Source organism: Chryseobacterium fluminis, assembly GCF_026314945.1.
Lineage (GTDB): Bacteria > Bacteroidota > Bacteroidia > Flavobacteriales > Weeksellaceae > Chryseobacterium > Chryseobacterium fluminis.
Genome location: NZ_CP111121.1, coordinates 1546036 through 1570250, shown reverse-complemented (window position 1 = coordinate 1570250; position 24215 = coordinate 1546036). Strand labels below are relative to the sequence as shown.

The following is a 24215-nucleotide window of genomic DNA, read 5'->3' as shown; positions in this document are numbered from 1 at the left end:
TTATAAATTTTAGATTATGTCCCAACTTTAATGGTGGAATTTAATCTAAAATTTATAATTTAAAATCTATAATCATACTATTTTGAAAGATATCCGTACGTTATCACTGAACCAGCTTCAGGACTATTTTGAGTCTTTGGGAGAAAAACCGTTTCGTGCTAAACAGGTTTATGACTGGTTGTGGAGTAAAAATCTCCATTCGATAGATGAGATGACGAATCTTTCGAAAACCCTTCGGGAAAAAATTTCCGAAGAATATACCATTAATCCGGTCTCTGTAGATCTGCTTCAGAAAAGTACGGACGGAACCATCAAAAACGGAGTGAAACTTCATGACGGTTTATTGGTAGAATCGGTATTAATCCCTACGGAAACCAGAACCACCGCTTGTGTTTCCTCACAGGTCGGATGCTCACTGAACTGCGAATTCTGCGCAACGGCCAGGCTCAAACGAATGAGAAATCTTGAAGTCGCTGAAATAGTGGATCAGGTAGCTTTAATCGACAGCCAGAGTAAAATGTATTTTGACAGGCCACTTTCCAATATCGTGTTTATGGGAATGGGAGAGCCGATGATGAATTACAAAAATGTAGTGGAAGCCATCAGAAAAATTACCCAGCCGGAAGGTTTGGGGATGTCACCAAGAAGAATTACCGTTTCTACTTCAGGAATTCCCAAGATGATCAGAATGCTGGCCGATGATGACCTGCGTGTAAAACTCGCTTTATCCCTTCACTCTGCCATAGAATCGAAGCGGAATGAGATTATGCCGTTTTCGGACAAATTCCCTTTAACGGATATCATGGAATCTCTTCAGTACTGGTACCAGAAAACGGGATCTGTTATTACTTTCGAATACTGTGTCTGGAAAGGCATCAATGATACCGATGAAGATATCAGGGCATTGATTAAATACTGTAAACAGGTTCCTTCCAAAGTGAATTTAATCCAGTATAATCCCATCGGAGACGGAAAATACGATAAATGCAACAAGCAGGCAGAAGAAAACTATGTCCGCCAGCTTGAAAATGCGGGCATTACCGTAATGATCCGCAAAAGCCGGGGAGGTGATATTGATGCGGCCTGTGGCCAGTTAGCCAATAAAACGGCGGATTAAAATTTCATTAAAAAAATCAGAATAAATTTTTGAGAAATTCTTAAAATCCTACATTTGTACTAAACAAATGTACAATGATGGATTTCCTTATGGGCGAAGACGGTCTGGAAAATGTCTACGCCTGGTCTATTCCCGTTCACGCCACCGTTATCTTAGCGGAGATGCTTTACAGCCATGTATCAGAAGCTAAACTATACAACGGAAAAGACGTGGCAACGAGCATTTATCTGGCATTAATGAACTTCGGGCTTGATCTTGTGATGAAGGTCTTCGCGATGGGAGTGATGTTTTTCTTTTATAATCACAGGCTTGTTTCCTGGGATTTCACTGTGTGGTATTGGCTGCTTTGTTTTGTAATAACAGATTTTGCGTATTATGTTTTACATTATGTAGATCATCATTCCCGGGCTTTTTGGGCGGTGCATATTACCCATCACAATTCAGAATATTTTAACCTGACCACAGGTTTCAGAAGCCCGGTTCTGCAGCCACTGTACAGGTATCTATACTTTTCGCCACTGGCATTTTTAGGATTTAATCCCTGGCATATTATGGTTGTCTATGCGATCGGCCAGGTTTATGGTACGTGGGTACATACCCAGACTGTAAAGACCATGGGCTTTCTGGAATACATTTTGGTAACGCCTTCCCATCACCGGGTTCATCACGCCTGCAACATCAAATACCTGGACCGCAATATGGGAATGTGCCTGATCATCTGGGATAAGATCTTCGGTACTTTCGAAAAAGAAGATCCCGATACTCCTGTAAAATATGGAATATATCCAAAAATGCCCGATAACAGACCTGATACCGTACTTTTATACGAGTGGCGCAAAATCTGGAAAGATATGAGACAGCCGGACCTGAAATTTTCAGACCGGATCAATTATCTGTTTAATTCCCCCGGTTGGAGACACGATGGAACAGGGAAAACGGTAAGGCAATATCAAAAAGAGTACAGGATAAAAAAGGACGGGAAAAACAAAGTCACTCAGAAAATAACTGACGTTTAAGACAGGTTAGCTAATATAGCCTGTCCAATTTTTATAAACCAGGACTAAACCAGTGGGATTCTGACATCAAATCGATATTTTTACCCAATGAAAAAACTGTGTCTGATTTTAACCGTTTTCATTTTTTCACAATCATTCGCTCAAAAAACAGAGTTTCTGAAGATCAGAAAATATAGGGTAAATGATCTGGATGAAAAACTGAAAGAAACATCCGGCCTCAGCCTTCTGAACGGAAAACTGTATACCTTCAATGACAGCGGCAACACACCCGAATTATTTGAAATTGATAAAAAATCCGGTGAGATCATCAATACCATAAAAATAAATGGGAAGAATACAGACTGGGAAGCACTGACTAATGACGGAAATAACTTCTATATCGGGGATTTCGGAAATAACGGAGGGACGAGAAAGCACCTGGAGATTTATAAAGTTCCTTTTGAAAATGATCTGTTAAAGGGTGATAGTATTAAATTAATTTCTTTTGAATATCCTGAACAGAAGGAATTTGTTCCCCGGTACATGCAGACCGATTTCGATGCGGAAGCCATGATCTACCTGGATGGAAAACTTCATCTGTTTACCAAAGAATGGGGCGCGAAATCGACTACCCATTATATCATTGATCCTGAAATTTCAGATAAGCAGAAAGCCCGGAAAACAGAAGTGTATAAAACAGGCTTTGTCGTTACCGATGCCGCATATTTTAATAAAAAACTTTATCTGGTAGGTTATACAAAGAAAACAGAAGTATTTTTAGATGTATTTAATGAAACTGAGCCCGGTGTGTTTTTTAAAGAAGCTCCGAGGCATTATTACCTGGGAAGTTCGCTGTCTGTTAGCCAGATTGAGGGTATTGCCGCAGATGAAACAGGGATTTATATCTCAGGAGAAAAATTTCATTCTCCGCTGGGAGGGGCAAAACAAAGTTTGTTTTTTATTCCCAAAGATAAACTCAAAGATTAATTTCCCTTAAAATTGACTGAAAAAAATTATCTTTGTGATATTAATAATTATTTATCCATCATTCGAAGATTGTGGCGAACACTGTAGAAGAAATCAAACGACCGATCAATGAGGAAATGAAACTTTTCGAACAGAAGTTTTATGAATCAATGCAGAGTAAAGTACCTTTATTAGATAAAGTCACTCGTTTCATCGTCACTACAAAAGGGAAGCAGATGCGTCCCATGTTCGTATTTCTCTGCGCAAAACTCGTAGGTGATGTCAACGAAAAAACCTATCGCGGAGCTTCCATGATCGAGCTGATTCATACCGCAACCTTAGTTCATGATGATGTGGTAGATGAAAGTTTCAAAAGACGTAATTTCTTCTCAATCAATGCCCTTTGGAAAAATAAAATTGCCGTTTTAGTAGGCGATTACCTCCTCTCAAAATCGGTTTTATTATCTACAGATCATAAGGACTACGATTTATTAGGTGTGATTTCCAGAACCATTCGTGAAATGTCCGAAGGTGAGCTTCTTCAGCTGGAGAAAGCAAGGAAATTGGATATTACAGAAGACGTTTACTATGAAATCATCCGTCAGAAGACAGCGACTTTAATTGCGGCCTGCTGTGAAATCGGAGTTTTATCCAATAATGCAGATGAGCATCTGGCAAAAAAAATGATGGACTTCGGAACCTATACCGGAATGGCTTTTCAGATCAAAGACGACCTTTTTGACTACCTGAGTTCCAATGTCATCGGAAAACCGGTAGGAATAGATATCAAAGAGCAGAAAATGACACTGCCACTTATCCATACCCTGAAAATAGCGGGTGAGAAAGATAGAAAATATTATTTTAATACAATAAAGAGGTACAACAACGATCAGAAACGGGTAAAAGAGCTCATCGCCTTTGTCAAAAATTCAGGTGGTCTGGACTATGCCGTGACCAAGATGAAGGATTTTCAACAAAAGGCCAAAGATATTCTGAATGAATTTCCGGATTCTGATGCCAAAAAATCTCTACTGATTATGCTGGATTATGTAATTGAAAGGAAATTTTAAATTAAATGACCTTTACGGTCACAATTATAACGGCCAGAACAATGCAAAATAAAGCGATTAAAAATAAATAATCCGCAATATTCTCAAACCTGCTTCCACGTCTCTCATTCTTTGCCCGTATCGCTAAAAACGAACAGAAACAACTGAACGCAAAAAACAGACATGCCACACCTGCAAACTCGTCCAAATGCGTACTCTGACTTATCTTGGAGATTTTTAATGAGGTGATAATCACCAAAGAAAATCCAAGCAGATTACTGGATGCATTAAGAATATGAGAAGACTTTTTTTCCATCTTTACAAATTTATTCCAATATAAATACTATTTCTTTTATTATCAAATTTTTAAAAAAGATTATTAAAAATTAAAATTAATTTAAAAAGTGTATATTAGCAAAATACTTCGAGAATTATAAATTTTATTTTTGGCTATGCAGACAACCTATATTGAAACACAGCAAATTTCCTTTCAAGATTTTAAAAATCAGATACTTGAAGATTATAAGTTAGGGAGGATTTCTCGAGAAATGTCTTACCTGGGCAGAAGAGAAGTTCTCACGGGAAAGGCTAAGTTCGGAATTTTTGGGGATGGTAAGGAGCTTCCCCAGTTAGCAATGGCAAAAGTATTTAAAGACGGAGATTTCCGTTCAGGATACTATAGAGACCAGACTTTTGCATTATCTGTGAATGCGTTGACGGTTGAAAGTTTTTTTGCACAGTTATACGCAGATACCAGTGTGGAAAGAGAGCCTGCCTCCGCAGGAAGACAGATGAACGGACACTTTGCCACCAGAAGTCTGAATGAAGACGGAAGCTGGAAAGATCTGACCGCCCAGAAAAATATTTCTTCCGATATATCGCCTACGGCAGGGCAAATGCCAAGATTATTAGGACTGGCACAAGCTTCAAAAATATACAAATCCGTACAATTTGACGGTTCTGAAAAATTTTCAAAAAACGGAAACGAAATCGCCTTTGGAACCATCGGAGATGCCTCTACTGCTGAAGGACATTTCTGGGAAACCCTGAATGCAGCCTGCGCGCTTCAGGTGCCGATGATCGTATCGATCTGGGATGACGGTTACGGAATTTCTGTTCCCACCATGAAGCAGAGAGCAAAAGCGGACATCGCTGAAATGCTAAGCGGTTTCCAGAGAAAAGAAGGTGAAATGCAGGGATGTGAAATTATTCAGGTGAAAGCCTGGGATTATCCTTCACTGTTGGATTCCTATGCGAGAGCAGAGCAGTTCGCAAGAATGGAATCCGTTCCTGTAGTAGTGCATGTAATCGAAGTGACACAGCCGCAGGGACATTCTACTTCAGGATCTCATGAAAGATATAAAAATGAAGAGCGCCTGGCTTGGGAATCTCAGTTTGACGGCCTGGTAAAATTCAGAGAGTGGATTTTAAATTATTCAATAGAGATTGAAGGTAAGGAAGAGATCATCGCAACCGCTGAGGAACTGGATTCAATAGATAACGAAGCTAAAAAAACAGTAAAAGCAGGACAGAAAAATGCCTGGGAAAATTATCAGAAAACCATTACCGATTTAGCCGGATCAGTATTGCCTTTGGTAGAAAATCTCAAAGGACAGAATGCAGAGATTGAAAATTATATTACCCAGTTCAATAAACTGGTTTCTAAGGCAAAGAAAGATGTTTTTCATCTGGTAAGAAAATCTTTACTGGCAACCAGGGGAACAGATTCAGCAGAAAGAAATCAGCTGATGCAGAAATACAGTGCTATTTTTGAGGTTGAAAAAGATAACTATTCTTCTCATTTATATTCTCAATCCCAGTGGAAAGCGGAAAACGTAAAAGAAATTAAGCCTGTCTACTCCGACAGTTCTGAAGAAGTGGACGGAAGAGTTGTGGTAAGAAATAACTTCGACAAAATATTCGAAAAATATCCTGAAACTTTAGTCTTTGGTGAAGATGCCGGAAATATCGGTGATGTCAACCAGGGACTCGAGGGAATGCAGGAAAAATATGGTGACATTCGCGTTGCCGATACGGGCATCCGTGAAGCTACCATATTAGGTCAGGGAATCGGAATGGCGATGAGAGGGCTAAGACCGATTGCTGAAATTCAGTACCTGGACTATATTCTATATTGCTTACAGGGAATGAGTGATGACCTGGCAACGGTTCAGTACAGAACAAAAGGCGGTCAGAAAGCACCTGTAATCATCAGAACCAGAGGCCACCGTTTAGAAGGCGTTTGGCATTCAGGCTCTCCGATGGCAGGAATTCTGAATCTTTCAAAAGGGATCTTAGTATTGGTACCAAGAAACCTGACAAAAGCTGCCGGATTCTATAACACGATGCTTCAGAGCGATGATCCTGCGGTAATTGTTGAATGTCTGAACGGATACAGGTTAAAAGAAAAGCAACCAGATAACTTAGGAGAATTCACTGTTCCTGTCGGAAAAATTGAAGTGACAAAAGAGGGAAGTGACGTAACTTTAGTGACTTACGGTTCAACCTGGAGAATTGTCATGGAAGCAGCAGAAGAGTTGGAAAAATTAGGGATTTCAGCAGAAGTTATCGATGTTCAGTCATTAATCCCTTTTGATCTAACCCATGAAATTGCCGAATCAGTAAAGAAAACCAACAGGTTGGTTGTCATCGACGAAGATGTGGAAGGCGGAACTTCAGCGTTTATTCTTCAGCAGATTCTGGAAAAACAAAAAGCATTCAGATTCCTGGATTCTGACCCGTTAACGATTGCGGCCAATGACCACAGGCCTGCCTATGCAAGTGACGGAGATTATTTCAGCAAACCTTCTTCAGATGATATGGTAGAAAAAATCTACGCCATGTTTAATGAAACAAATCCTCAGAAATATCCTGCAATATTTTAATTAGGATTTTAGATAAATTGTAAACCGCTTTCTTCTTGGAAGCGGTTTTTTTAGATATTTTTAATTGGTATAATTTATCAAATTTATCTATTTTAAAATCAATTAGTTGCCTGATCAGAATAAAATCCTTAAGTTTGGTTTATGAAAAAAAATGTTAAAAAATCTTTATTAGGGAAGAGAGACTTATCTACCGGAAGAGTTGCTGTTAGTAGCGCTTTAGGTAGAATATTACTTCATAGTGAAAAAGATTCCGGCAATATTATTTCTGCCATCAGAGCCGCTGCTAAGGATGGAATTTCTAAAAGAATTGAGTTAATGCAGCCAATTACTAAAGAAAAATTAGAAGCTTCGAAATAGTGGATATTGCTTTAAGTGGAATTATTCTCTTAATCCTTGTTCTTCCTGGAATTTCGTTTGCTAAAGGCTTTTATTCCGGAGAATTTTCAAATCAATATACTACAAGTGATTTTATAATTTATTAATAAATACTCTTTTTCCAAGCCTTATTCTTTACTTATTATCTTATCCGATAATCTATTATTTTTTTGGTTACGATTTAAGGTTTGATATTCTTTTAAATTTTAACATCTTCCAACGATGACTTAATAAAATTAGCAATTACATCAGTAGAGAAAAATAAAATTGCTATTATTATCTATCAAATTTTCCTTAATATTATATCATATTTAATTGGTAATCGATTAAAAACATATGTCCTGTCCAAATCACTCGATATAACTTATGACATTTTAAGATATAAAAATATTTGGCATTATATTATTACTGCAAGATTATTAAATTTCGAAAAAAATTCTCATATTTTACAGAATGATACTGTGGAGGATGTTGATTTTACCCATGTCGACGCATTGGTAAATGTTAATGATCAAACATTTATTTATAAAGGAGTTCTTGCTGATTATCAATTGGCTAAGGACGGAGGCTTAGATCTACTTATAGTAACGAATGCTCAAAGAAAATTTATTTCAGATCCAAGTAGTTTATATAAAGATATAAAAGGGAACTACATTATACTCAAATATTCAGATTTAATAAATCTAAATTTAACATTCATCCAATTAGATGAAACATTTGATAGTTCTGGAAACTTAATTTCTGTTGTTGCCAGAACTATACAGTAAAAAAAAACCATTAAACAACAGCCTTTTTCATCTTCTTACTTTCCAGAAGAGTCTTGCAGTCCTTCTCTTTTTCAGGATCGTAAACATGATATTTCGTTTCCCATTCTTCTAACTGATACATGATCGGCAGCAGGGCCAGTCCTTTTTCCGTCAGCGAATATTCAACCCTTGGAGGAATTTCCTTAAACTCTTCGCGAATCACCAGTCCGTCGGCTTCCATTTCGCGCAACTGATCTGTCAGAACCTTTCTTGAGATAACGTTAATTCTTACCGCAAGTTCCCCGAAACGAAGTTTCCGGTCCTTGATGACCAATACAATAATGGGTTTCCATTTGCTTCCCAATGCAGCCATTGCTTTCCCCAAAGGACAGCTGTAAGCCATCAATTCGTTCTTTTTCATACTGTTTGATTATTAACCTTAGCTGTAAAATAAAAATCGCAACTTTCCCCAAACCTAACGGGTCTCTGAAACCCGTTAGGTTTTAATAAGCATTTCATTAATATAAACCAGACTACTTCTAAGAGTTACCTCAATGTTACTAATGTAAGTTACTGCAAAGTTACCACTTTTTTTAATCGAAAGATACAAATGTGAACTATTATTAGTTACTTTGTGTAACAATTATAAAACAGACCTTTAAAAATGAGTATAGAATCATTATTTAAACCTTTCCAATATAAGAATTTACAGCTTAAAAATAGAATTGTCATGGCTCCGATGACCAGAGCACAGTCTGATAACGGAGTTCCTACCCAGGCTATTGCCGATTATTATGCCAGAAGAGCAGAAGCCGAAGTGGGATTGATTCTTTCAGAAGGAACGGTCATCAACAGACCTGCCTCTAAAAATATACAGAATATTCCCGATTTCTACGGAACAGAAGCATTAAACGGCTGGAAGAACGTCATCACTGCCGTTCATGCCAATGGTGGAAAAATGGGACCTCAGATCTGGCATGTAGGAGATACGAGAAGTTCTGCAGATTATCCTTCAGTAGAGATGGAAAAAGCCTCAACGATGAGCATGGAAGATATTCAGGATACGATTGCCCAGTTTGCTGCTTCAGCAAAGTCTGCAAAAGACCTTGGATTCGACGTGTTGGAAATCCACGGGGCACATGGTTATCTGATCGATCAGTTTTTCTGGGATGTTACCAATACAAGAACGGATGAATACGGCGGAAAAACACTGAAAGAAAGAAGCAGATTTGCCGTGGATGTGGTACAAGCGATCCGGGCAGCGGTAGGGGAGGATTTCACGATTATTATCCGTCTTTCCCAATGGAAACAGCAGGATTATAAAACAAAATTAGCCCACACTCCTGAGGAAATGGAAGAATGGCTGTTGCCGCTAAAAGAAGCGGGAGTTGATATTTTTCACTGTTCGCAACGCCGTTTCTGGGAAGCTGAATTTGAAGGTTCTGATCTCAATTTTGCAGGTTGGGCAAAGAAAATTACCGGTCAGCCGACGATTACTGTAGGTTCTGTAGGACTGGAAGGTGACTTTATGGCCGCCTTTGCCGGGCAGGGAACGGGAAAAGCAGATTTATCGGAACTCACCAGAAGACTGGAAAGAGGAGACTTTGACCTGGTAGCGGTAGGCCGTGCCCTTTTGCAGGACCCTGAGTGGGTAAAAAAAGTAAAAGAAGGAAATACGGAAGACCTGTTGGATTTCTCGGCAGAAAGTCTGGCGGTACTTTATTAAAACTATGGTGAATGGTGAATTGATCCGGCTGTTAATTTTTAACCTTCAGTATTATTAACAAACTATTCACTGGTCAGGTGAAGTTCACCGTTTATCATCATCTATATTTTTGATTTACCTATTTAAATTTTTAAACGATACCAGCTTTCAGAATTTCCGAAAGCTGGTTTCAATTTCAAAGGGCAACCTGTACTTACCGGAACACGCTCCAGTATCCCGGACTCTCGTTTTTTGGGAATAGTAATACTCAATGGTATTTGCTTCGCGATCCGGAGGGTTTCCGCCATTAATTCTTTTTAAATCTGATTTTAATAATTTTTTCAGTTCATTCTTACGGAATATTTTGATGATCAACATAAATATTTCAGATAAAAAAAATTCTTTAATGGATAAACCAGAAATGACCTTAAACAAAACCGCTTCCAAAAATTGAAAACGGTTTCTAACAGATTTAAATATCTAATGCCTTAAAAGGCAAAAAGTGAGTTCTTTTTACAAACCAATATTCTTAGTAGGTTTCAATTGCTTTTTAATGCTTTTCGGCAGTGCATCTTTGTGCAGTAGAATGGCTGTTGATTTATACTCAACATAAGGTCTGGTTACATAAAGGTATCCTTCAAAATCATTGGTTACCCCCCAGGAGTTTTTAACCATATAATATTCTTTTCCGGACTGATCCTTGGCCAATCCTACGATATGCATCCCGTGATCATCTGTTGTAGAAAGATTGTTCAGTGCTTTCTGACGCATATCTTCTGTGATGGTCTTGTCTTTTTTAGGTTCTGTGAAAAGCGCCCCCTTATTTTCTGAAGTGATATTGTCCAGATCAATGTCAGGAACATAGGCAACCCCATTCTTATAGGAAAAATAAGGCTCGGATACATCGGTTGCCCATCCTATAGAATATCCTTTGTTCACAGCATGGTCAATGATGGCCGTCAGATCTTTCATCGGCACATTCCAGTCGGAATCGTGGCTCCAGTTATCAGGAATAGGAACTACAAATTTCTGATAATAAGGATAATCTTTGTACGAGGAAATCTCTACATAATCTTCAGGATTTATCCCTACGACTTCCTTAGCAAAAGTTTTGGGCGTATAATTTTTGCCCTGGTACGTAAAGTTGGCCGGAACTTTTCCTAAATATTCGTCCAGGATTGCATCTACAGAAGCCATCCAGTTGTCCGAAAGCTTCCCTTTAGATGAAGCCTGAACCAGGCTGTCCAATACAGGTTTTAATTTCCCCTGCATTTCATTGAAGTTATTCAGTTTCTGACCTTCTTTCAGCCCTGTGTACACGTCCTGGGGAACAGCACCATATTTTTTATACATATTGATGACGTCGTGTAATTCGCCTCCGTCGCCCCAACTGATGGCACCATTATTTAAAACATATAATTTTGCTTTGTCGTGATAAGAATTCCTGGCGGTAAATATTTCTGCCAGATCAACCGGTTTTTTACCCATTCTCTGCATTTCAGATTCCAGGAAAGAGTTTCCCGAATAGCTCCAGCAGGTTCCCGATGAACCCTGGTTTTTTACTGAAGTAGCTCCTACATCTTTCAAGGTGGTGAACTGGAAATTAGCATTTTGAGACTGATTGTTTTTGAGCTTGTTGATTAAGTTATCCTGGGCAAACATCATACTTCCTGCAGACAAAACAAAAAGTAATGATGCAATTTTGGTATTTTTCATTACTATAAAAAGATTATTTATATGAATAGTCGATGCTGTTATAGATTTGTTACAGAGGGAAAAGTTAAATCAAAAAAGAAAGTTTTTTATGAAAAGGGTATGGAAAGGAGTGGATTTTGTAAGCGGGAGGCCTTAAATTTATATTGAAAAGCCTGTTAATCAGAGCTTGAAGAAGATTATATTGATAGTATCATATTCTTTGGGTAAATTAAAAAAATAAATGATTTAGGTTTGATCATTCTTTCGATTGCATTACCAAAAACATCCGGACTGAGGAATTGTTCCTTAAAATCCCGGTCACATTAAACTTCCAGCCTCCCTCTTCCCGCCATAATAATCCCTTTGTCACATTCAGCATTTTCCAGTATTTTTAAAAAAAGTTTATTATGTTTCCAACCTTTTTAGAAATTACTGCATCTATGAGAGTATAATGCCTGACTATGGAAAGAGAATTACTGTTAGAATGTCAACGTAACGACCGCAATGCTCAGCGGCAGGTGTACGAAAAAATGGCGGGTAAAATATACTCGGTCTGCAGACGCTATCTGAAAAATGATGAAGACATTGAAGAAGTTTTAGCAGATACTTTTTATAAAATATTTACAAAAATAAATCAACTTCAGAATCCGGATATTTTCGAAAGCTGGGCCAGGAAAATTGCCGTTAATGAATGTCTCCAAAAACTGAGAAGCCAAAAGGCACTTCATATTACTTTAGAAGACAGTCATGCATTTTCTTCGGAATCTGCCACAGAAAGTATTTCTTTTGAAAAAGATGTCCTGAGCCTGCTTAACTTCCTGCCGGAAGGCTGCAGAGCGATTTTCAACCTTTTTGCGATCGAAGGCTATCCTCATAAAGAGATTGCAATGATGCTTTCCATCAGTGAAGGAACCTCAAAATCGCAGCTTAATTTTGCCAGAAAAAGATTACAGGAACTCTTGGTCAATCAAAACATTTAAACTTTTACAACAATGGAAAATAATCACGATATAGATAAAACTTTCAATGAGGCATCCAAAGCTTTGGATGAACCTGCGACATTTCCGGGGTTTGAAAAAGTCTGGAGTAAGGTAGAAGAGAAACTGGATAAAAAAGAATCCAAAAAAAGAACCATCCCGATGTGGATTCCTTACGGAATAGCGGCAAGTTTAATTATTGGATTCGGAGCTCTTTATTTTACTACAGATCACAAAGAAACAGGAATACCACAAGAGCCGGCTGCGGTCATGGCAACACATACCGTGTTACCTGCCCCTGCAGAAACAAAAGTGCCTGGACATGATATTCAAAAGATCGATGAAGTCATTAAAACAAATATTGAAAAAGAAATTCAAAAACCGGAGTCTGTGAAAAAACTTGCGGTTGAAAAGCCTTTACCTTCTGTTTACAGATCTCCGATGCCGGAATATACTGCCGTTTATGCACCTAAAGCAGATATTTACCGGGAACCTGCTATGGCTGCCCATTCTGATACTCCGAAAGAAAAGAATATGGAAGAAGTCATTGCCATGGGAATCAAAAAAGAAAAGAAATCTATCCTGAATTCTTCTTTCAGAATGTCATCCAATGAAGGTCACCCTACCAATATCAATGCTGTGGGTGACACCGCACAGTCCATTTCTTTTGATTCATACGACAAAAAAGGATCACTGGCAATCGTGGGATATAACAGGCCGCTTGCCAAATCTAAAAATTATACTGCGTCCTCCACGACCATTTCAGGCAGAGATCTGGTAAACTCACTGGAGGGGAAGGCTTCCGGGATCAATATAAATTCAGGGTATGCAGATGCATCTGCGAAGCAGTCGGTTTCAGTAAGAGGTATGAGTAGTGAAAAAACCGATAAAGATCCGCTGTACCTTATCAACGGGCAGGTTTCAGATGCTGTACACTTTAAAAATCTGGATCCGGACAAAATAGAATCCATACAGATTTTCAAAAATGAAAACTCAGCATTAACGGCTGTTTATGGCAGTCGTGCCGCTAACGGGATGATCGTGGTTACAACGACAGACATCACCAGAAAGCAGAAGAAAGCAGTGGAAAAAATAATCAGGCAAAATTCACCTGTAAAAAAATAAAATTCCAAAAGATTTGAAGCTGGAGAAGCAGGCCGGAAGTCATTGCTGTAGTGGTTATGGTAAAGTTTGATGATATGGTGTATGGAATGTATTGTTTAAAAACAATCACTTCCGGTATCCGGCTTTAATTTCATGTTTTTTGACGATCATATCCTGAAGAGATCCTTTTCTTCAGAAGTATTTTCAGTTTTCATTTTCTAATAACCCTATACAATGAAAAAAATCTATATCCTGTTATTTCTGCCTGGTTTATTTATGGTGTGTGCGCAGAATTCACAATTGTATCATGCAGGAACATTTCTCAATAAGGAAAATAAGCCCCAGAATTTTTTAAAGGTTTATAATAAAACCAGCGGAGTATATGAGCTTACGGATGAAAAAGGCTTTGCCATTATTGCCGCAAAAGCTTATGATACACTGGTCTGGAATAACGGGAATAGCAGAGAGATCGTTTATTACCCAGATGAACTTAAAAGCATTTTAGAAAGCAAAATTCCTAAAGAAAGAGTGCTGAGTATTCATAGCAGTGCCTATGACAGTCTGGTCTCGAAGAAACCCGAAGACGAATACAGCCTTGAAAATTCCCGTCAGCGCTTAACATTACATTCTGATCAATATGTTTTTAAAGTAAGAAAGCTGAAGCAGGTCAGCGAGAACAATTTCAAGCTGAAAAGAATGCCGGAAAAGTATTTATTTCTTAACGGAAGTTTTACCACGTCTTTTGACATTAAAAGCCGCAATGCTATTCCCCGGATTCAGAAACAATACGTTCAGGGAAGATCGTATAACGGACAGCCGGTCTGGCGGGGACCCGAAACTGATGAAATGTTCAGTTTCGGACCGGATATTTCTACGTTAGCATTTGATCACCAGCCATATCCGTATGACCAAAACGGAATGCTGGTTCCTGCAATCAGCGGAAATCCTCCTGCAACTGCCTACAATAATGAACTTTTTAAAGCAACAGTAGGATATAGCAACCAGTTGAGACTGAATGCTTTTATCAAGAACGAAAACGATGAAAAAATCCGGATTTCATTAGATCTCGGGCAAGAGAAAAATCATATGTATTTGACTGACCAGTATAATGTCCTGAACACCTTAAAGACAAAACTTAACACGAAGATTTTAAAATTCGACTTCAATTTTGCAGTGGTCTATGAAGAAAATAAAGCGACTAATTCCAACAGGACAGCAGTGTTCAACAGGGCTTATCAAAACTCCCTCCTGACCCCGGTTTCATTCTCCAATAAACAGGGACTGCTGTTACCCGACGGTGCCCAGAGAAGCTACAGCAGGGGAGCAGACAATCCGGAGTTTCTGCTGGCTCAGGAAAATAAATATAGAACTCATCTCGACTTTTTCATCATCTTTTTACAGGCAATAACAATAAAAGCTAAATAATTAAATCCTATCCAGCTGGTAATGGTGGTATCAAACCTGTTGAGCACCGATCTGAAACTATCCAGCCAGGCATTTGTTCTTTCTATGGCGTATCGCTCTTTGTATAGTTGATGATCAAAATAATGGTCATTATCTGTATTAGAGTTTCTTTTATTATGAGCAATATTGGCTATTATCCCCAATTCTGACGCTCTTAAACGTAGATTCTCCGCATCAAATCCGGCATCAAAATTCACAAAAAGACCATCCAATGAGATACCCGACTCCTGTAAAAAATTGGTCATTTCTGTAAAATGTTTTTCAATATTAAACAAATCGTTATGATTTCCACACACAGGGATCGACATGGCCAGTGGCAAGCCATTTCGATCCGACAAATAAAGGGCATTAGTTGTTTTACGCTTTTTCCTACCCTGATATCCAACGGCTTCACCTCCCCTTAACGCCGGAGTGTGGCTGCCGTCTACATCTGCGCTGGACAAATCGATCATTGATTTATTGTTTTGTAAAATACCACTCCAGCAGGCTCTCCATATTCCGGCTTTACACCATTGATGGTAGTAGCCGAAAACTGTCTTATAATGTAGAACTTCTTTACTGAACAATTGTAAAACAGGTAAAAGATACCATTGAATGCCTGTTTTAAGTTTATATAAAATACAGTTAATAATCTCACAAATAGGTGCTTTTGATTTGAAACCTCTTTTTCCAATTGGAATATAAGGTGCAATTTCTAATTCTATTGTATCTTTGCTTAGTACTTGGTACAAGGGATAGGATTTTTTTTTGTTTAGCGGCACTAATTTCCTAATCCCTTTTTTTATAGCAAACAACTAATCTATTTTTTTTTAATAAGTCAAGATCACTTCATAATTACCAGGATAGAAGAAGACAGTTCAGCTTTGATCTTAAAAGACAGTGGGGGCAGTTTAATTTAAATATCAGTCAATCTTTCGAGAATGATTATTTCCGGAATTTTGATCAGTACCATCCTTCCACCCATGGATTTGCCGATGGTATACAAAATGAACGGTTGCAGAATAACAGATTATATCATTCGAATATTTCAGGATCCTATTCTTTTGACGGATACCATACGGACCATTTGCTCAGCCTTAATTATATTCTGAACAACGAGAGATCACAGGTTTTTCACAGTCTGACCAACAAAACTTATCTGTATCAGAGGTTAATACAGGATTATATAATAAACTAAGGTTGACTATACCGATCGTAACGATTTTTTTATGGGTTTCAATGCGGGGAATGCATTCTATATCTCAAATACCTCTCTCAGGGATAATTACTGGCTTCCAAAGGCCGGGGCCTATATTATGTTCAATAATATTTTTGGCTGGTATAATATTAATTTGAAAATGTTCGGGACGTATACCCGGCTAAGTACAGAGCCGGAAATCACAAAATCATATGCTTCTTACGGAACTACTTTACTTAAAGCCCAGAATGCCTATCAGTATTTTCCGGTGCAGGAAGCGGAACGTTTCAAAAACCTTTCAACTGTGAATACACAAGAGTGGAAAGGTGGTTTTAAACTGACGTACCGGAATCTGGCTTTTGAAGCAGAATATTTTAAAAGGAAAATCACAGATGATATTTTCCCTGTTTTTGAAGGAAACCAATTGCTTCTGAAGAATCTGGCAGATCATACCTATACCGGTTATGACGTAAGTTTCTCGTATGATCATATTTATCTGGGAACCGATTTCAGAACCAGCCAGAAAGCTTCATTCTATAGCTATCAGGATAGAGTGAATCGGGTAAGTCCCGGATATAACGGTCTGGCGCTTGCGGGGTTTACAGATATTTATAAAACATTGAGGGAAGGTGAGGCCTTAGGCGTTGTGGTCGGAAGTTATTTTAAAAGAAATGCCGACGGCGCTTTACTGATTGATGAATCCGGATATCCTGAAAAGGCAGACGGTCTAAAAGTGATTGCAGATCCTACTCCTGATTTTGTGGTGAAATTCAATCACAGCCTGTCCTACAAAATGTTTTCTCTTGATCTGAATTGGGAATGGAAAAAGGGAGGACAGATCTGGAACGGCACCCAGGCGGTACTGGATTATTATGGCAGGTCCTCAACTTCCGGGGACGAACGCAATATCAGAAATTATGTATTCCAGGGGGTGAATTCCAATGGAATGGTTAATCAGATCCCTGTTGATTTCTACGATCCGGATCAGCCCGTTTCAAAAAACCGATGGTCGAGATACGGCTATCTGGGAGTAGCGGAAGACTATGTTCAGAACGCAGATTACATAAGGATCAATACAATTTCGTTAACGGCAAAATTTAATGTCGGAGAATTTAAAAGGGCATTAGGGGTAACTTTTTTTGTGAATAATATTCTGCTCTGGCAGGCCGCTAAAGGGGCAGATCCTAATCAGAATTTCTATGATGCTGAGAACGGAAGAGGACTGGATTTCTTTAATCTTCCCTCTTATAAGACTTTTGGGTGCATGGTTTCATTTCAATTTTAATTTTATGAATTTTAAAAATACAATCTACCTTATTCTGCTGGTTTTTCTTGCTTCAGGCCTTCGTCTGAATGCCCAGCAGCCATTCAAAGATTTTGAAAAAGAAAAAACGTACATCCAGACCAACCATGTGTTTTATAAACCCGGCGATGAGATGTACTTTAAAATTTATACGGTCAATGCAGAAAATAATCATCCCACTGAGCAGAGCAGGGTGGTGAATGTGGAACTGACTGATCCCAGCGGAAGTGTCATCAAAAAAGAGAAATACGAGATTAAAAAAGGATATTCTGAAGGATACTTTTACTTTTCGAATGATATGAAAGGCGGAATTTATAAAATTCGTGTCTTTACCAACTGGATGATGAACGAAGATGGGAAAAACACTTTTGAAAAAGAGATCACTCTACAGAAAACAGTTTCCCCAAGAATCCTGATGAAGCTGGATTTCCCTAAAAAAGGATATGGTGCAGGAGATGAGGTCCTGGCAGATTTTACTATGAGAAGTCTCAGCAATCTGCCGATTCCTTTTTATGAAGCAGAGTACACAGTGATGCATAATGGTGAAAAAATATCCGAAGGAAAACTCATTACAGATAAAGAAGGAAAAAAACAGCTGAAATTTAATCTTCCGGCCGTTTTAAAATCTTCTGATGCCCTGCTGAATATTAAAGTCAGCTTCGATGGATTTACAGAGTCTGTTTCCAGGAATATTCCGATTGTCCTGAACCGTGTCGATGTGAAACTGATGCCTGAAGGAGGAACTTTTATCAATGGATTAGAACAGAATATCGCCTTTAAAGCTTTGGATGAATATGAAAAACCGGTTGATGCTGTGGTAGCAGTGTTCAATCAGAATCATGAAAAAATGGCTGAGGCAGCAGCGTATAATTTCGGAATGGGTAGTTTCCTTTTTACACCCAGACGAGGTGAGACTTATTATGCCAAAGTCATAAAGCCGGAGAATATTACGCAGATATATCGGTTTCCGGCTGTCCAGGAAGAAGGTATTGTATTTTCGGCGCGTAAAAGTAAGGGAAAGATCCATTTGAGCATTCAGTCAACGGATGAAAAAGAGGTAGTTATTCAGGGAAGCTTTCGCGAAAAAGAAAAGTACACCAAAACCCTGTCGTTAAAAAAAGGACTGAATTCTCTGGAAATTGATGAAAACGGACTTCCTATCGGAATTTGCCGGTTTACCGTTTCGGAAAACGGAATTCCATTGGCTGAACGGCTTGTTTTTACCCATGAAAATAAGCAGCTGAATGTAAAAGTAAAACCGGTAAAGCAAAATTATCAGCCTCGCGAGAAAGTAGTGGTCACCATTGAAACAACGGATGAAAATAATAAACCGGTCCCTGCCAACCTGGGAATAAGCGTGGTCGATGACAAGCTATGGACCTATGCAGATGACAGACAAAACCATATTCTTTCCTGGTTACTGATGGATTCTGAACTGAGAGGGAAAATTGAAAGACCTCAGTTTTATTTTGACAAAAAAGAAGAAAAAGCCACGGAAAGTCTCGACTTATTAATGCTGACCAACGGCTACCGGTATTTTGAACTGACTCCTGAAGTGATTAAAGATCAGAAATACAGCTATTTGCCTGAGAAAAAGAATCCCATCTATGGGATTGTAGAAGATGAAAATAAAAATCCCATAAAAGCTGAGGTCTATCTGATTTCCGGCTCAATGATTCTGAAGCAGGTCACTTCCGATGACGGAACGTTCTATTTTTCAGATCTTCAGGGTAATGGTTCCAATCAGCTGATTGCAAAATCTTTCCAGCCAAGGCAGGAAGTGAAAATCAGAATTTTATCATATAAGCTGGCTGTGAATCCGCTGTCAAAAAAATCTCCCGGTAATGTCAATATAGAAGAAGTTGTAAAGGAAGCGGTAAATGAATCCGGGAAAAAAGTATTACAGGAAGTAGAAGGCCGGAAACCGGAAGAGACCCAAAATAAGGAAGTAAGCGAAAACCGTCCCAATACTTCAATGCTGAGAAGACCGAATAACAATATCAGTGACAGTTCAAGATCATTAAACTCACAGGAATTAGAAGGTGTTGTCGTGATGGGATACTCTTCCTCCAGAACGAATGCTAAATCTACGGGTTCTTTGGTTACGGTATCCAATGAATTTCAAAATTCAAGCATGAGTGCTGTTTTAAATGGCCGGGCAGCCGGAATAGAAATAAGTCCGGCGGGTCAGCCGGGAAGTGGCTTTCTTAATGTTCAGATCAGGGGAAATGCTTCGATTTCCAATAAAACACCACTGTACGTGGTGGATGGTATTCCTGTTGAAAACATGAAAACAATGATTAATCCTAATGACATCAACAGCATTACCATATTAAAAGATGCGGCGGCAACCTCAGTATATGGCAGCCGTGGTGCAAACGGAGTAGTGGTCATCACCTCTTTTAAAAGTAACAGGTCGAATATAAAATTCAACGTGACCCGGAAATCATATTACGCAACATTATCGATTCCCGGAGACAGCCTTACTGCCTATTCCTACACGCGAAGCTTTTATTATCCGGTTTATGAGACTACCGCTACTTCCTACCGCCATGATTACAGGGAAACTTTATACTGGAATCCGGTAGTGGAGACCGATCAGTACGGAAAAGCACAGGTTGAATTTTATAATTCCGATGCCAGTTCTGCTTTCAGGATTATAACAGAAGGGATTTCTTCTTCTGGTTTAATCGGGAGAGATGAAACAACCTATGCCGCTCAGAGTCTTATTTCAGTAGATGCTAAAATTCCTCAATATCTCACCCGGACCGATCAAATGACCATTCCCGTGGTGATTAAGAACAATGCTCCGGAAAGCAGAAAAATGGAATTGAATATCATCGCTCCCAATCGGGTAAAGGTTATAAAGCAGGACAGTGTCATCAGCTTAAAACCTCTGGAATCCGGCAGGCTACTGGTGACGCTGCAGACAGATCAGATTATCAATTCCAATATTCAGTTTACCGTAACGTCCGGGGATTTCAGGGAAACCATGATCCTTCCTTTCACCGTAGAAGAAAAAGGATTTCCTCATTATTATTCGCTCATTAATAACCGGTCGGACAGTTTAAAAATTCATATTCCGGAGGTTATCAGCGGAAGTCTCTTCTCGTCGTATTACGTATATGAAAACACCGCTTTACAGTTGTTTGAAGATATTGAAAGGTTAAAGAAAGAGCCTCACGGATGTTTTGAACAGCTGTCATCAACGGTTTATCCTAATATTTTTGTTCTGGATTATGTGAAGTCGGTGAAAAAAATTACTCCCGATACGGAAAGTATGGTCATCAGAAATTTAAAAAAAGGATATCAGAAAATGCTTAGCTATAAAAATCCGGACGGCGGATTCTCCTATTTTGGCTCGTCAGAGTCTGATGTGGCACTGTCGGCTTTTGCTTTACTGGAGTTCAGAGATCTTAAGAAATATGTAAATATTGATGCAAAACTCATCCGGGATCTGACCTCTTTTATTCTTTCAAAGAAAAACCGGAACGGAATTTTTGAAATAAGAAGAAATTACGAAATGAGCAGCCCTTATTCGGATTACGCATGGTCCAGAAATATGTATGTGCTCTACGCTTTATCCAAAACAGGATTAAAAGACGAACTGGAAGATGCCTATCAGGCCAGTCTCAAAAAAGTCCTGGCCACTAAAGATTCCTATCAGCTGGCCCTCATGGCGAATACCTCATTCTATCTAGGGAAAAATAAAGAATATGAAACACTGATGGATTTTCTGAACCTTCAATACCAGAATAAAAACGTAAAAACACAGACTACTTTCACAGGTTCCAGGGGGATTTCTGCCGATTCGGAGACCCTCTCCCTGTATATGATGGCATTGCAGAAGAATGAAAAGATCAACCAGTTAAAAATGGCACAGGTTGCTGATGAATTAATTACTTACAACGGATATTATGGTTTTGGATCAACACAGGCAACCTCTTTAGCTCTGGAGGCACTCGCTAAGTTTTTTACGAATAACGAAAAATTATACGGTACGGCAAAACCCAAAATCATGATAAACGGATCGGAAACTACAGCCAACAATTCATTGGCCTCTGCTTTTAAATCAGGAGATAATGAGATCCAGATAAAGTATTCCACAGGAAAGGGCCTGCCTTACAAAATGGATTATCAGTATTTCACTTTACAGGCTCCGCAAAGTGCTGATATTCCTTTAACCATGGAAACTAAACTGAAATCGCCGGTCTCGAAAGTAGGGGAAACCAAGAGGATGACCATCACCATTAAAAATAAAATCAACGGCCGGCTGCCCATGACAACAGCCAAAATTGGAATTCCTGCCGGGTTGACCCTGCAAAATGCTTTGCTGAAAGACCTGCTGGATAAAAAACAGATTTCCTACTATGAGATTTTCGATAACTATCTGGTGTTGTACTGGGAATATTTTGCTGCCAATGAAACGAAAGTCATCAATCTTGATCTGAAAGCCGAATTTGGCGGGGCATACACCGGAAAATCCAGCAATGTTTATCTGTACTATATGCCGGAGGCGAAATACTGGAACCAGGGAATTACCACGACCATAGAACCTTGATTAAACTAATAAACGTCTATATATTCCCGATCCCTGCATCAGTGTTGAGCAGGATCATTTTTTAAATGACAAGTCGGAATAAGAAATTCATGATGATCTGAAAATGACTATTGAAAGCCACCGGCAGCACCTCTTCATCAATAAAAGGAAAAAAAACAAAATAAACTTTCAATAATTACTGAAAGTTCAAAAATAATAATTATATTTGTATCAGAAAAGACAAAACAGTATGCAACTTTCAGAAGCCAAAGAAAAATATATTCAGACCTGGGGTGCGTTTGCCACCAATTGGGGGATCAACCGTACGATGGCGCAGGTTCATGCCTTACTCCTGGCCAGCGGAAAGGCACTTTCTACCGATGAGGTGATGGAGCAGCTGGAAATCTCAAGAGGAAACGCCAATATGAATCTTCGGGCGCTGATGGATTGGGGTATTGTAAGAAAAGAATTTGTAAAAGGAGAAAGAAAAGAATATTTTATAGCAGAAAAAGATGTCTGGTATCTGTTTAAGCAGATCACAAAAGAACGGAGAAAAAGGGAAATAGAACCTGTCATTAATTTTCTGGAAGAGCTTAAGAATATTGAAGACAAAGATACAGAAGGGGCAAAGGAATTTATTAAATTGATGGAAGATTTCAGTTCTGTAACAGGAAAAATAAATAATATCATGGATCTGGCGATTAAAAGTGACGACCACTGGCTGGTTGGAAAAATTACCAACCTATTAAAATAAAAAGGACTTCAGATCCTTTTTTATTTCAGACAAACTTTCAAAAATTATTGAAAATATAATAACATTAAAAACTTTAATCATGAAACTTAATATTTTAAAAGGAGAAGTGGTATTACAGACCATAGTAAGCTTGGTAGGCCTGCTGTACATTATTTCTGATTATACTGGGACAACCCAGGGGACAGAATTTTTTATAGTCCTTTTCTTTGTCGGTGTTTCAAATTTACTGGGCTTTTTAATAAGAATCTCTGTTATGGCAAGTAAATTTAACCGGTATTACTTCTTTGGGGTCATTTTGTTTTTTCTGCTGATTTTTCTGATGGCAGCACAGAATGCAGATTCCAGAATAGACTATATCATTTATTTTATGGGAACGGGAGGCGTACTTTTTAATCTGTATTATCTGGCTTATGGTTTTTATCTGATTACAAAACAAAACAAGACAAAAAAGAAAGATAATTTTTTCAGCTGATATTCAAAATTACTGAAATATTAAAGTATACCATGTTCAATATTCTTTCATACCTGCTTTTTCTGGCCATCAGCTCGTACATTACGGTAGATGTGGGAAGAAGATGCTACAATGCCGGAAAATATTATCTGGAGTATCTGATTCTCGATGCTGATTTATGTCTTACGATTAACAGAATCCTGTTGGGATGCTATTATCTCATCAATCTCGGATATATCGCAGCCAGTCTGGCAAATTGGGAAAAAGTAAATTCTGTGGAACAAATGGTGACCGTCACTTCCATGAGAATAGGATACATCATTTTGATGCTTTGTTTTTTACACTTTATGAACATGTTCGCTCTTTATTTTTTAAGAAAAAATTTAACTATAAAATAATAATCCGATGAACGCAACCATCCTTACGACAACGTACAACTTTCAGGCATATATGATCTATTTACCTGTCGTCATAGCACTTACAGTTCTGGTTTCCCAGTTTTTATTTAAAAATTCAAAAACTTTTATGATTGATATTTTTCATCAGAAAGAAGATATTGCCATGGCCACCAACTCACTTTTTAAAATAGGTTTTTACCTCCTGAATATAGGCTTTGCCCTTTGCATTATTGAATTCTTTCAGATCGAAACTGTAGAAAGACTGGTCGTCGCTTTACGTAAAAAAATAGGAGGATTCTCCATCTATCTGGGAGTAATGATGCTTCTAAACCTCCTGCTTTTTTTAAAAGGCCGTAAACATGCAATAAACAAAATAAAACCAATACAAAATGAAAACACTGATCTTTAAAATTTGGATGTATTTCACTTTCAGATTTCAGAATAAAAGAACAAGAGGCGATTTTTTAAACCTTTAAAACGATGACCATGAAAACTTTTTTCAAATACGATCTCA

The 24215-nt window shown here is 38.4% G+C and carries 21 protein-coding genes; 17 read left to right on the top strand and 4 right to left on the bottom strand.

Features of this window, described 5'->3' with window-relative positions; all coding sequences use genetic code 11:
* The first annotated feature begins 82 nt into the window (after positions 1-82).
* The 4 genes from rlmN (at position 83) to ODZ84_RS06915 (ending at position 4148) form a co-directional block, all read left to right on the top strand.
* Positions 83-1117, top strand: coding sequence for a 23S rRNA (adenine(2503)-C(2))-methyltransferase RlmN (gene rlmN / locus ODZ84_RS06930; RefSeq protein WP_266176263.1), 1035 nt, complete (start codon positions 83-85; stop codon positions 1115-1117).
* A gap of 74 nt (positions 1118-1191) precedes the next feature.
* On the top strand, positions 1192-2133 hold the full coding sequence (locus ODZ84_RS06925) for a sterol desaturase family protein (RefSeq protein ID WP_266176262.1): 942 nt from the start codon (positions 1192-1194) through the stop codon (positions 2131-2133).
* Positions 2134-2220: 87 nt separating this feature from the next.
* The gene (locus tag ODZ84_RS06920) at positions 2221-3099 is read left to right on the top strand and encodes a hypothetical protein (protein WP_266176261.1); all 879 of its coding nucleotides are present in this window, start codon (positions 2221-2223) and stop codon (positions 3097-3099) included.
* Between the two features lie 71 nt (positions 3100-3170).
* The gene (locus ODZ84_RS06915; protein ID WP_266176260.1) at positions 3171-4148 is read left to right on the top strand and encodes a polyprenyl synthetase family protein; all 978 of its coding nucleotides are present in this window, start codon (positions 3171-3173) and stop codon (positions 4146-4148) included.
* A 1-nt stretch (position 4149) separates the two neighbouring features.
* Here the strand turns inward: ODZ84_RS06915 and ODZ84_RS06910 are convergent, their stop codons facing one another.
* The gene (locus tag ODZ84_RS06910) at positions 4150-4443 is read right to left on the bottom strand and encodes a hypothetical protein (protein WP_266176259.1); all 294 of its coding nucleotides are present in this window, start codon (positions 4441-4443) and stop codon (positions 4150-4152) included.
* Between the two features lie 136 nt (positions 4444-4579).
* Here ODZ84_RS06910 and ODZ84_RS06905 point away from each other — a divergent pair, with 136 nt between their 5' ends.
* From ODZ84_RS06905 to ODZ84_RS06895, 3 genes are all read left to right on the top strand, one after another.
* Positions 4580-7012: an alpha-ketoacid dehydrogenase subunit alpha/beta gene (locus ODZ84_RS06905; RefSeq protein ID WP_266176258.1), complete on the top strand. Its 2433-nt coding sequence runs from the start codon at positions 4580-4582 to the stop codon at positions 7010-7012.
* A gap of 141 nt (positions 7013-7153) precedes the next feature.
* The gene (locus ODZ84_RS06900) at positions 7154-7369 is read left to right on the top strand and encodes a hypothetical protein (RefSeq protein WP_266176257.1); all 216 of its coding nucleotides are present in this window, start codon (positions 7154-7156) and stop codon (positions 7367-7369) included.
* Positions 7370-7848: 479 nt separating this feature from the next.
* Positions 7849-8154 (top strand): hypothetical protein, encoded by a 306-nt coding sequence (locus ODZ84_RS06895; protein ID WP_266176256.1) that lies wholly within the window; start codon positions 7849-7851, stop codon positions 8152-8154.
* 10 nt (positions 8155-8164) lie between these two features.
* Here the strand turns inward: ODZ84_RS06895 and ODZ84_RS06890 are convergent, their stop codons facing one another.
* Entirely contained in the window at positions 8165-8554 is a 390-nt protein-coding gene (locus tag ODZ84_RS06890) for a winged helix-turn-helix transcriptional regulator (protein ID WP_266176255.1), read from the bottom strand.
* Between the two features lie 243 nt (positions 8555-8797).
* Here ODZ84_RS06890 and ODZ84_RS06885 point away from each other — a divergent pair, with 243 nt between their 5' ends.
* A complete protein-coding gene (locus ODZ84_RS06885; RefSeq protein WP_266176254.1) occupies positions 8798-9859 on the top strand; it encodes an NADH:flavin oxidoreductase in 1062 nt (353 codons plus the stop codon).
* Positions 9860-10351: 492 nt separating this feature from the next.
* Here ODZ84_RS06885 and ODZ84_RS06880 read toward each other — a convergent pair whose 3' ends face one another.
* Entirely contained in the window at positions 10352-11554 is a 1203-nt protein-coding gene (locus ODZ84_RS06880; RefSeq protein ID WP_266176253.1) for a C1 family peptidase, read from the bottom strand.
* A 440-nt stretch (positions 11555-11994) separates the two neighbouring features.
* Here ODZ84_RS06880 and ODZ84_RS06875 point away from each other — a divergent pair, with 440 nt between their 5' ends.
* The 3 genes from ODZ84_RS06875 (at position 11995) to ODZ84_RS06865 (ending at position 15039) form a co-directional block, all read left to right on the top strand.
* Positions 11995-12513, top strand: a complete 519-nt coding sequence (locus ODZ84_RS06875; RefSeq protein WP_266176252.1) for an RNA polymerase sigma factor — start codon at positions 11995-11997, stop codon at positions 12511-12513.
* 12 nt (positions 12514-12525) lie between these two features.
* Positions 12526-13635 carry a TonB-dependent receptor plug domain-containing protein gene (locus tag ODZ84_RS06870; protein ID WP_266176251.1) on the top strand — a complete coding sequence of 370 codons (1110 nt, stop codon included), beginning with the start codon at positions 12526-12528 and terminating at the stop codon, positions 13633-13635.
* A 213-nt stretch (positions 13636-13848) separates the two neighbouring features.
* Positions 13849-15039 (top strand): hypothetical protein, encoded by a 1191-nt coding sequence (locus tag ODZ84_RS06865; RefSeq protein WP_266176250.1) that lies wholly within the window; start codon positions 13849-13851, stop codon positions 15037-15039.
* On the opposite strand, the gene ODZ84_RS06860 is transcribed toward ODZ84_RS06865, so the two are convergent.
* Entirely contained in the window at positions 14985-15839 is an 855-nt protein-coding gene (locus tag ODZ84_RS06860) for an IS5 family transposase (RefSeq protein WP_266176249.1), read from the bottom strand. The two genes, ODZ84_RS06865 and ODZ84_RS06860, sit on opposite strands and share 55 nt — an antisense overlap.
* Positions 15840-16286: 447 nt before the next feature.
* Here ODZ84_RS06860 and ODZ84_RS06855 point away from each other — a divergent pair, with 447 nt between their 5' ends.
* The 6 genes from ODZ84_RS06855 (at position 16287) to ODZ84_RS06830 (ending at position 24110) form a co-directional block, all read left to right on the top strand.
* On the top strand, positions 16287-17540 hold the full coding sequence (locus ODZ84_RS06855) for a hypothetical protein (RefSeq protein ID WP_266176248.1): 1254 nt from the start codon (positions 16287-16289) through the stop codon (positions 17538-17540).
* Positions 17541-17544: 4 nt separating this feature from the next.
* The gene (locus ODZ84_RS06850) at positions 17545-22119 is read left to right on the top strand and encodes a TonB-dependent receptor plug domain-containing protein (RefSeq protein ID WP_266176247.1); all 4575 of its coding nucleotides are present in this window, start codon (positions 17545-17547) and stop codon (positions 22117-22119) included.
* Between the two features lie 229 nt (positions 22120-22348).
* On the top strand, positions 22349-22852 hold the full coding sequence (locus tag ODZ84_RS06845) for a GbsR/MarR family transcriptional regulator (protein ID WP_266176246.1): 504 nt from the start codon (positions 22349-22351) through the stop codon (positions 22850-22852).
* 79 nt (positions 22853-22931) lie between these two features.
* On the top strand, positions 22932-23324 hold the full coding sequence (locus ODZ84_RS06840) for a hypothetical protein (protein WP_266176245.1): 393 nt from the start codon (positions 22932-22934) through the stop codon (positions 23322-23324).
* A gap of 32 nt (positions 23325-23356) precedes the next feature.
* The gene (locus ODZ84_RS06835; RefSeq protein ID WP_266176244.1) at positions 23357-23701 is read left to right on the top strand and encodes a hypothetical protein; all 345 of its coding nucleotides are present in this window, start codon (positions 23357-23359) and stop codon (positions 23699-23701) included.
* 7 nt (positions 23702-23708) lie between these two features.
* On the top strand, positions 23709-24110 hold the full coding sequence (locus tag ODZ84_RS06830; RefSeq protein WP_266176243.1) for a hypothetical protein: 402 nt from the start codon (positions 23709-23711) through the stop codon (positions 24108-24110).
* Positions 24111-24215 lie beyond the last annotated feature (105 nt).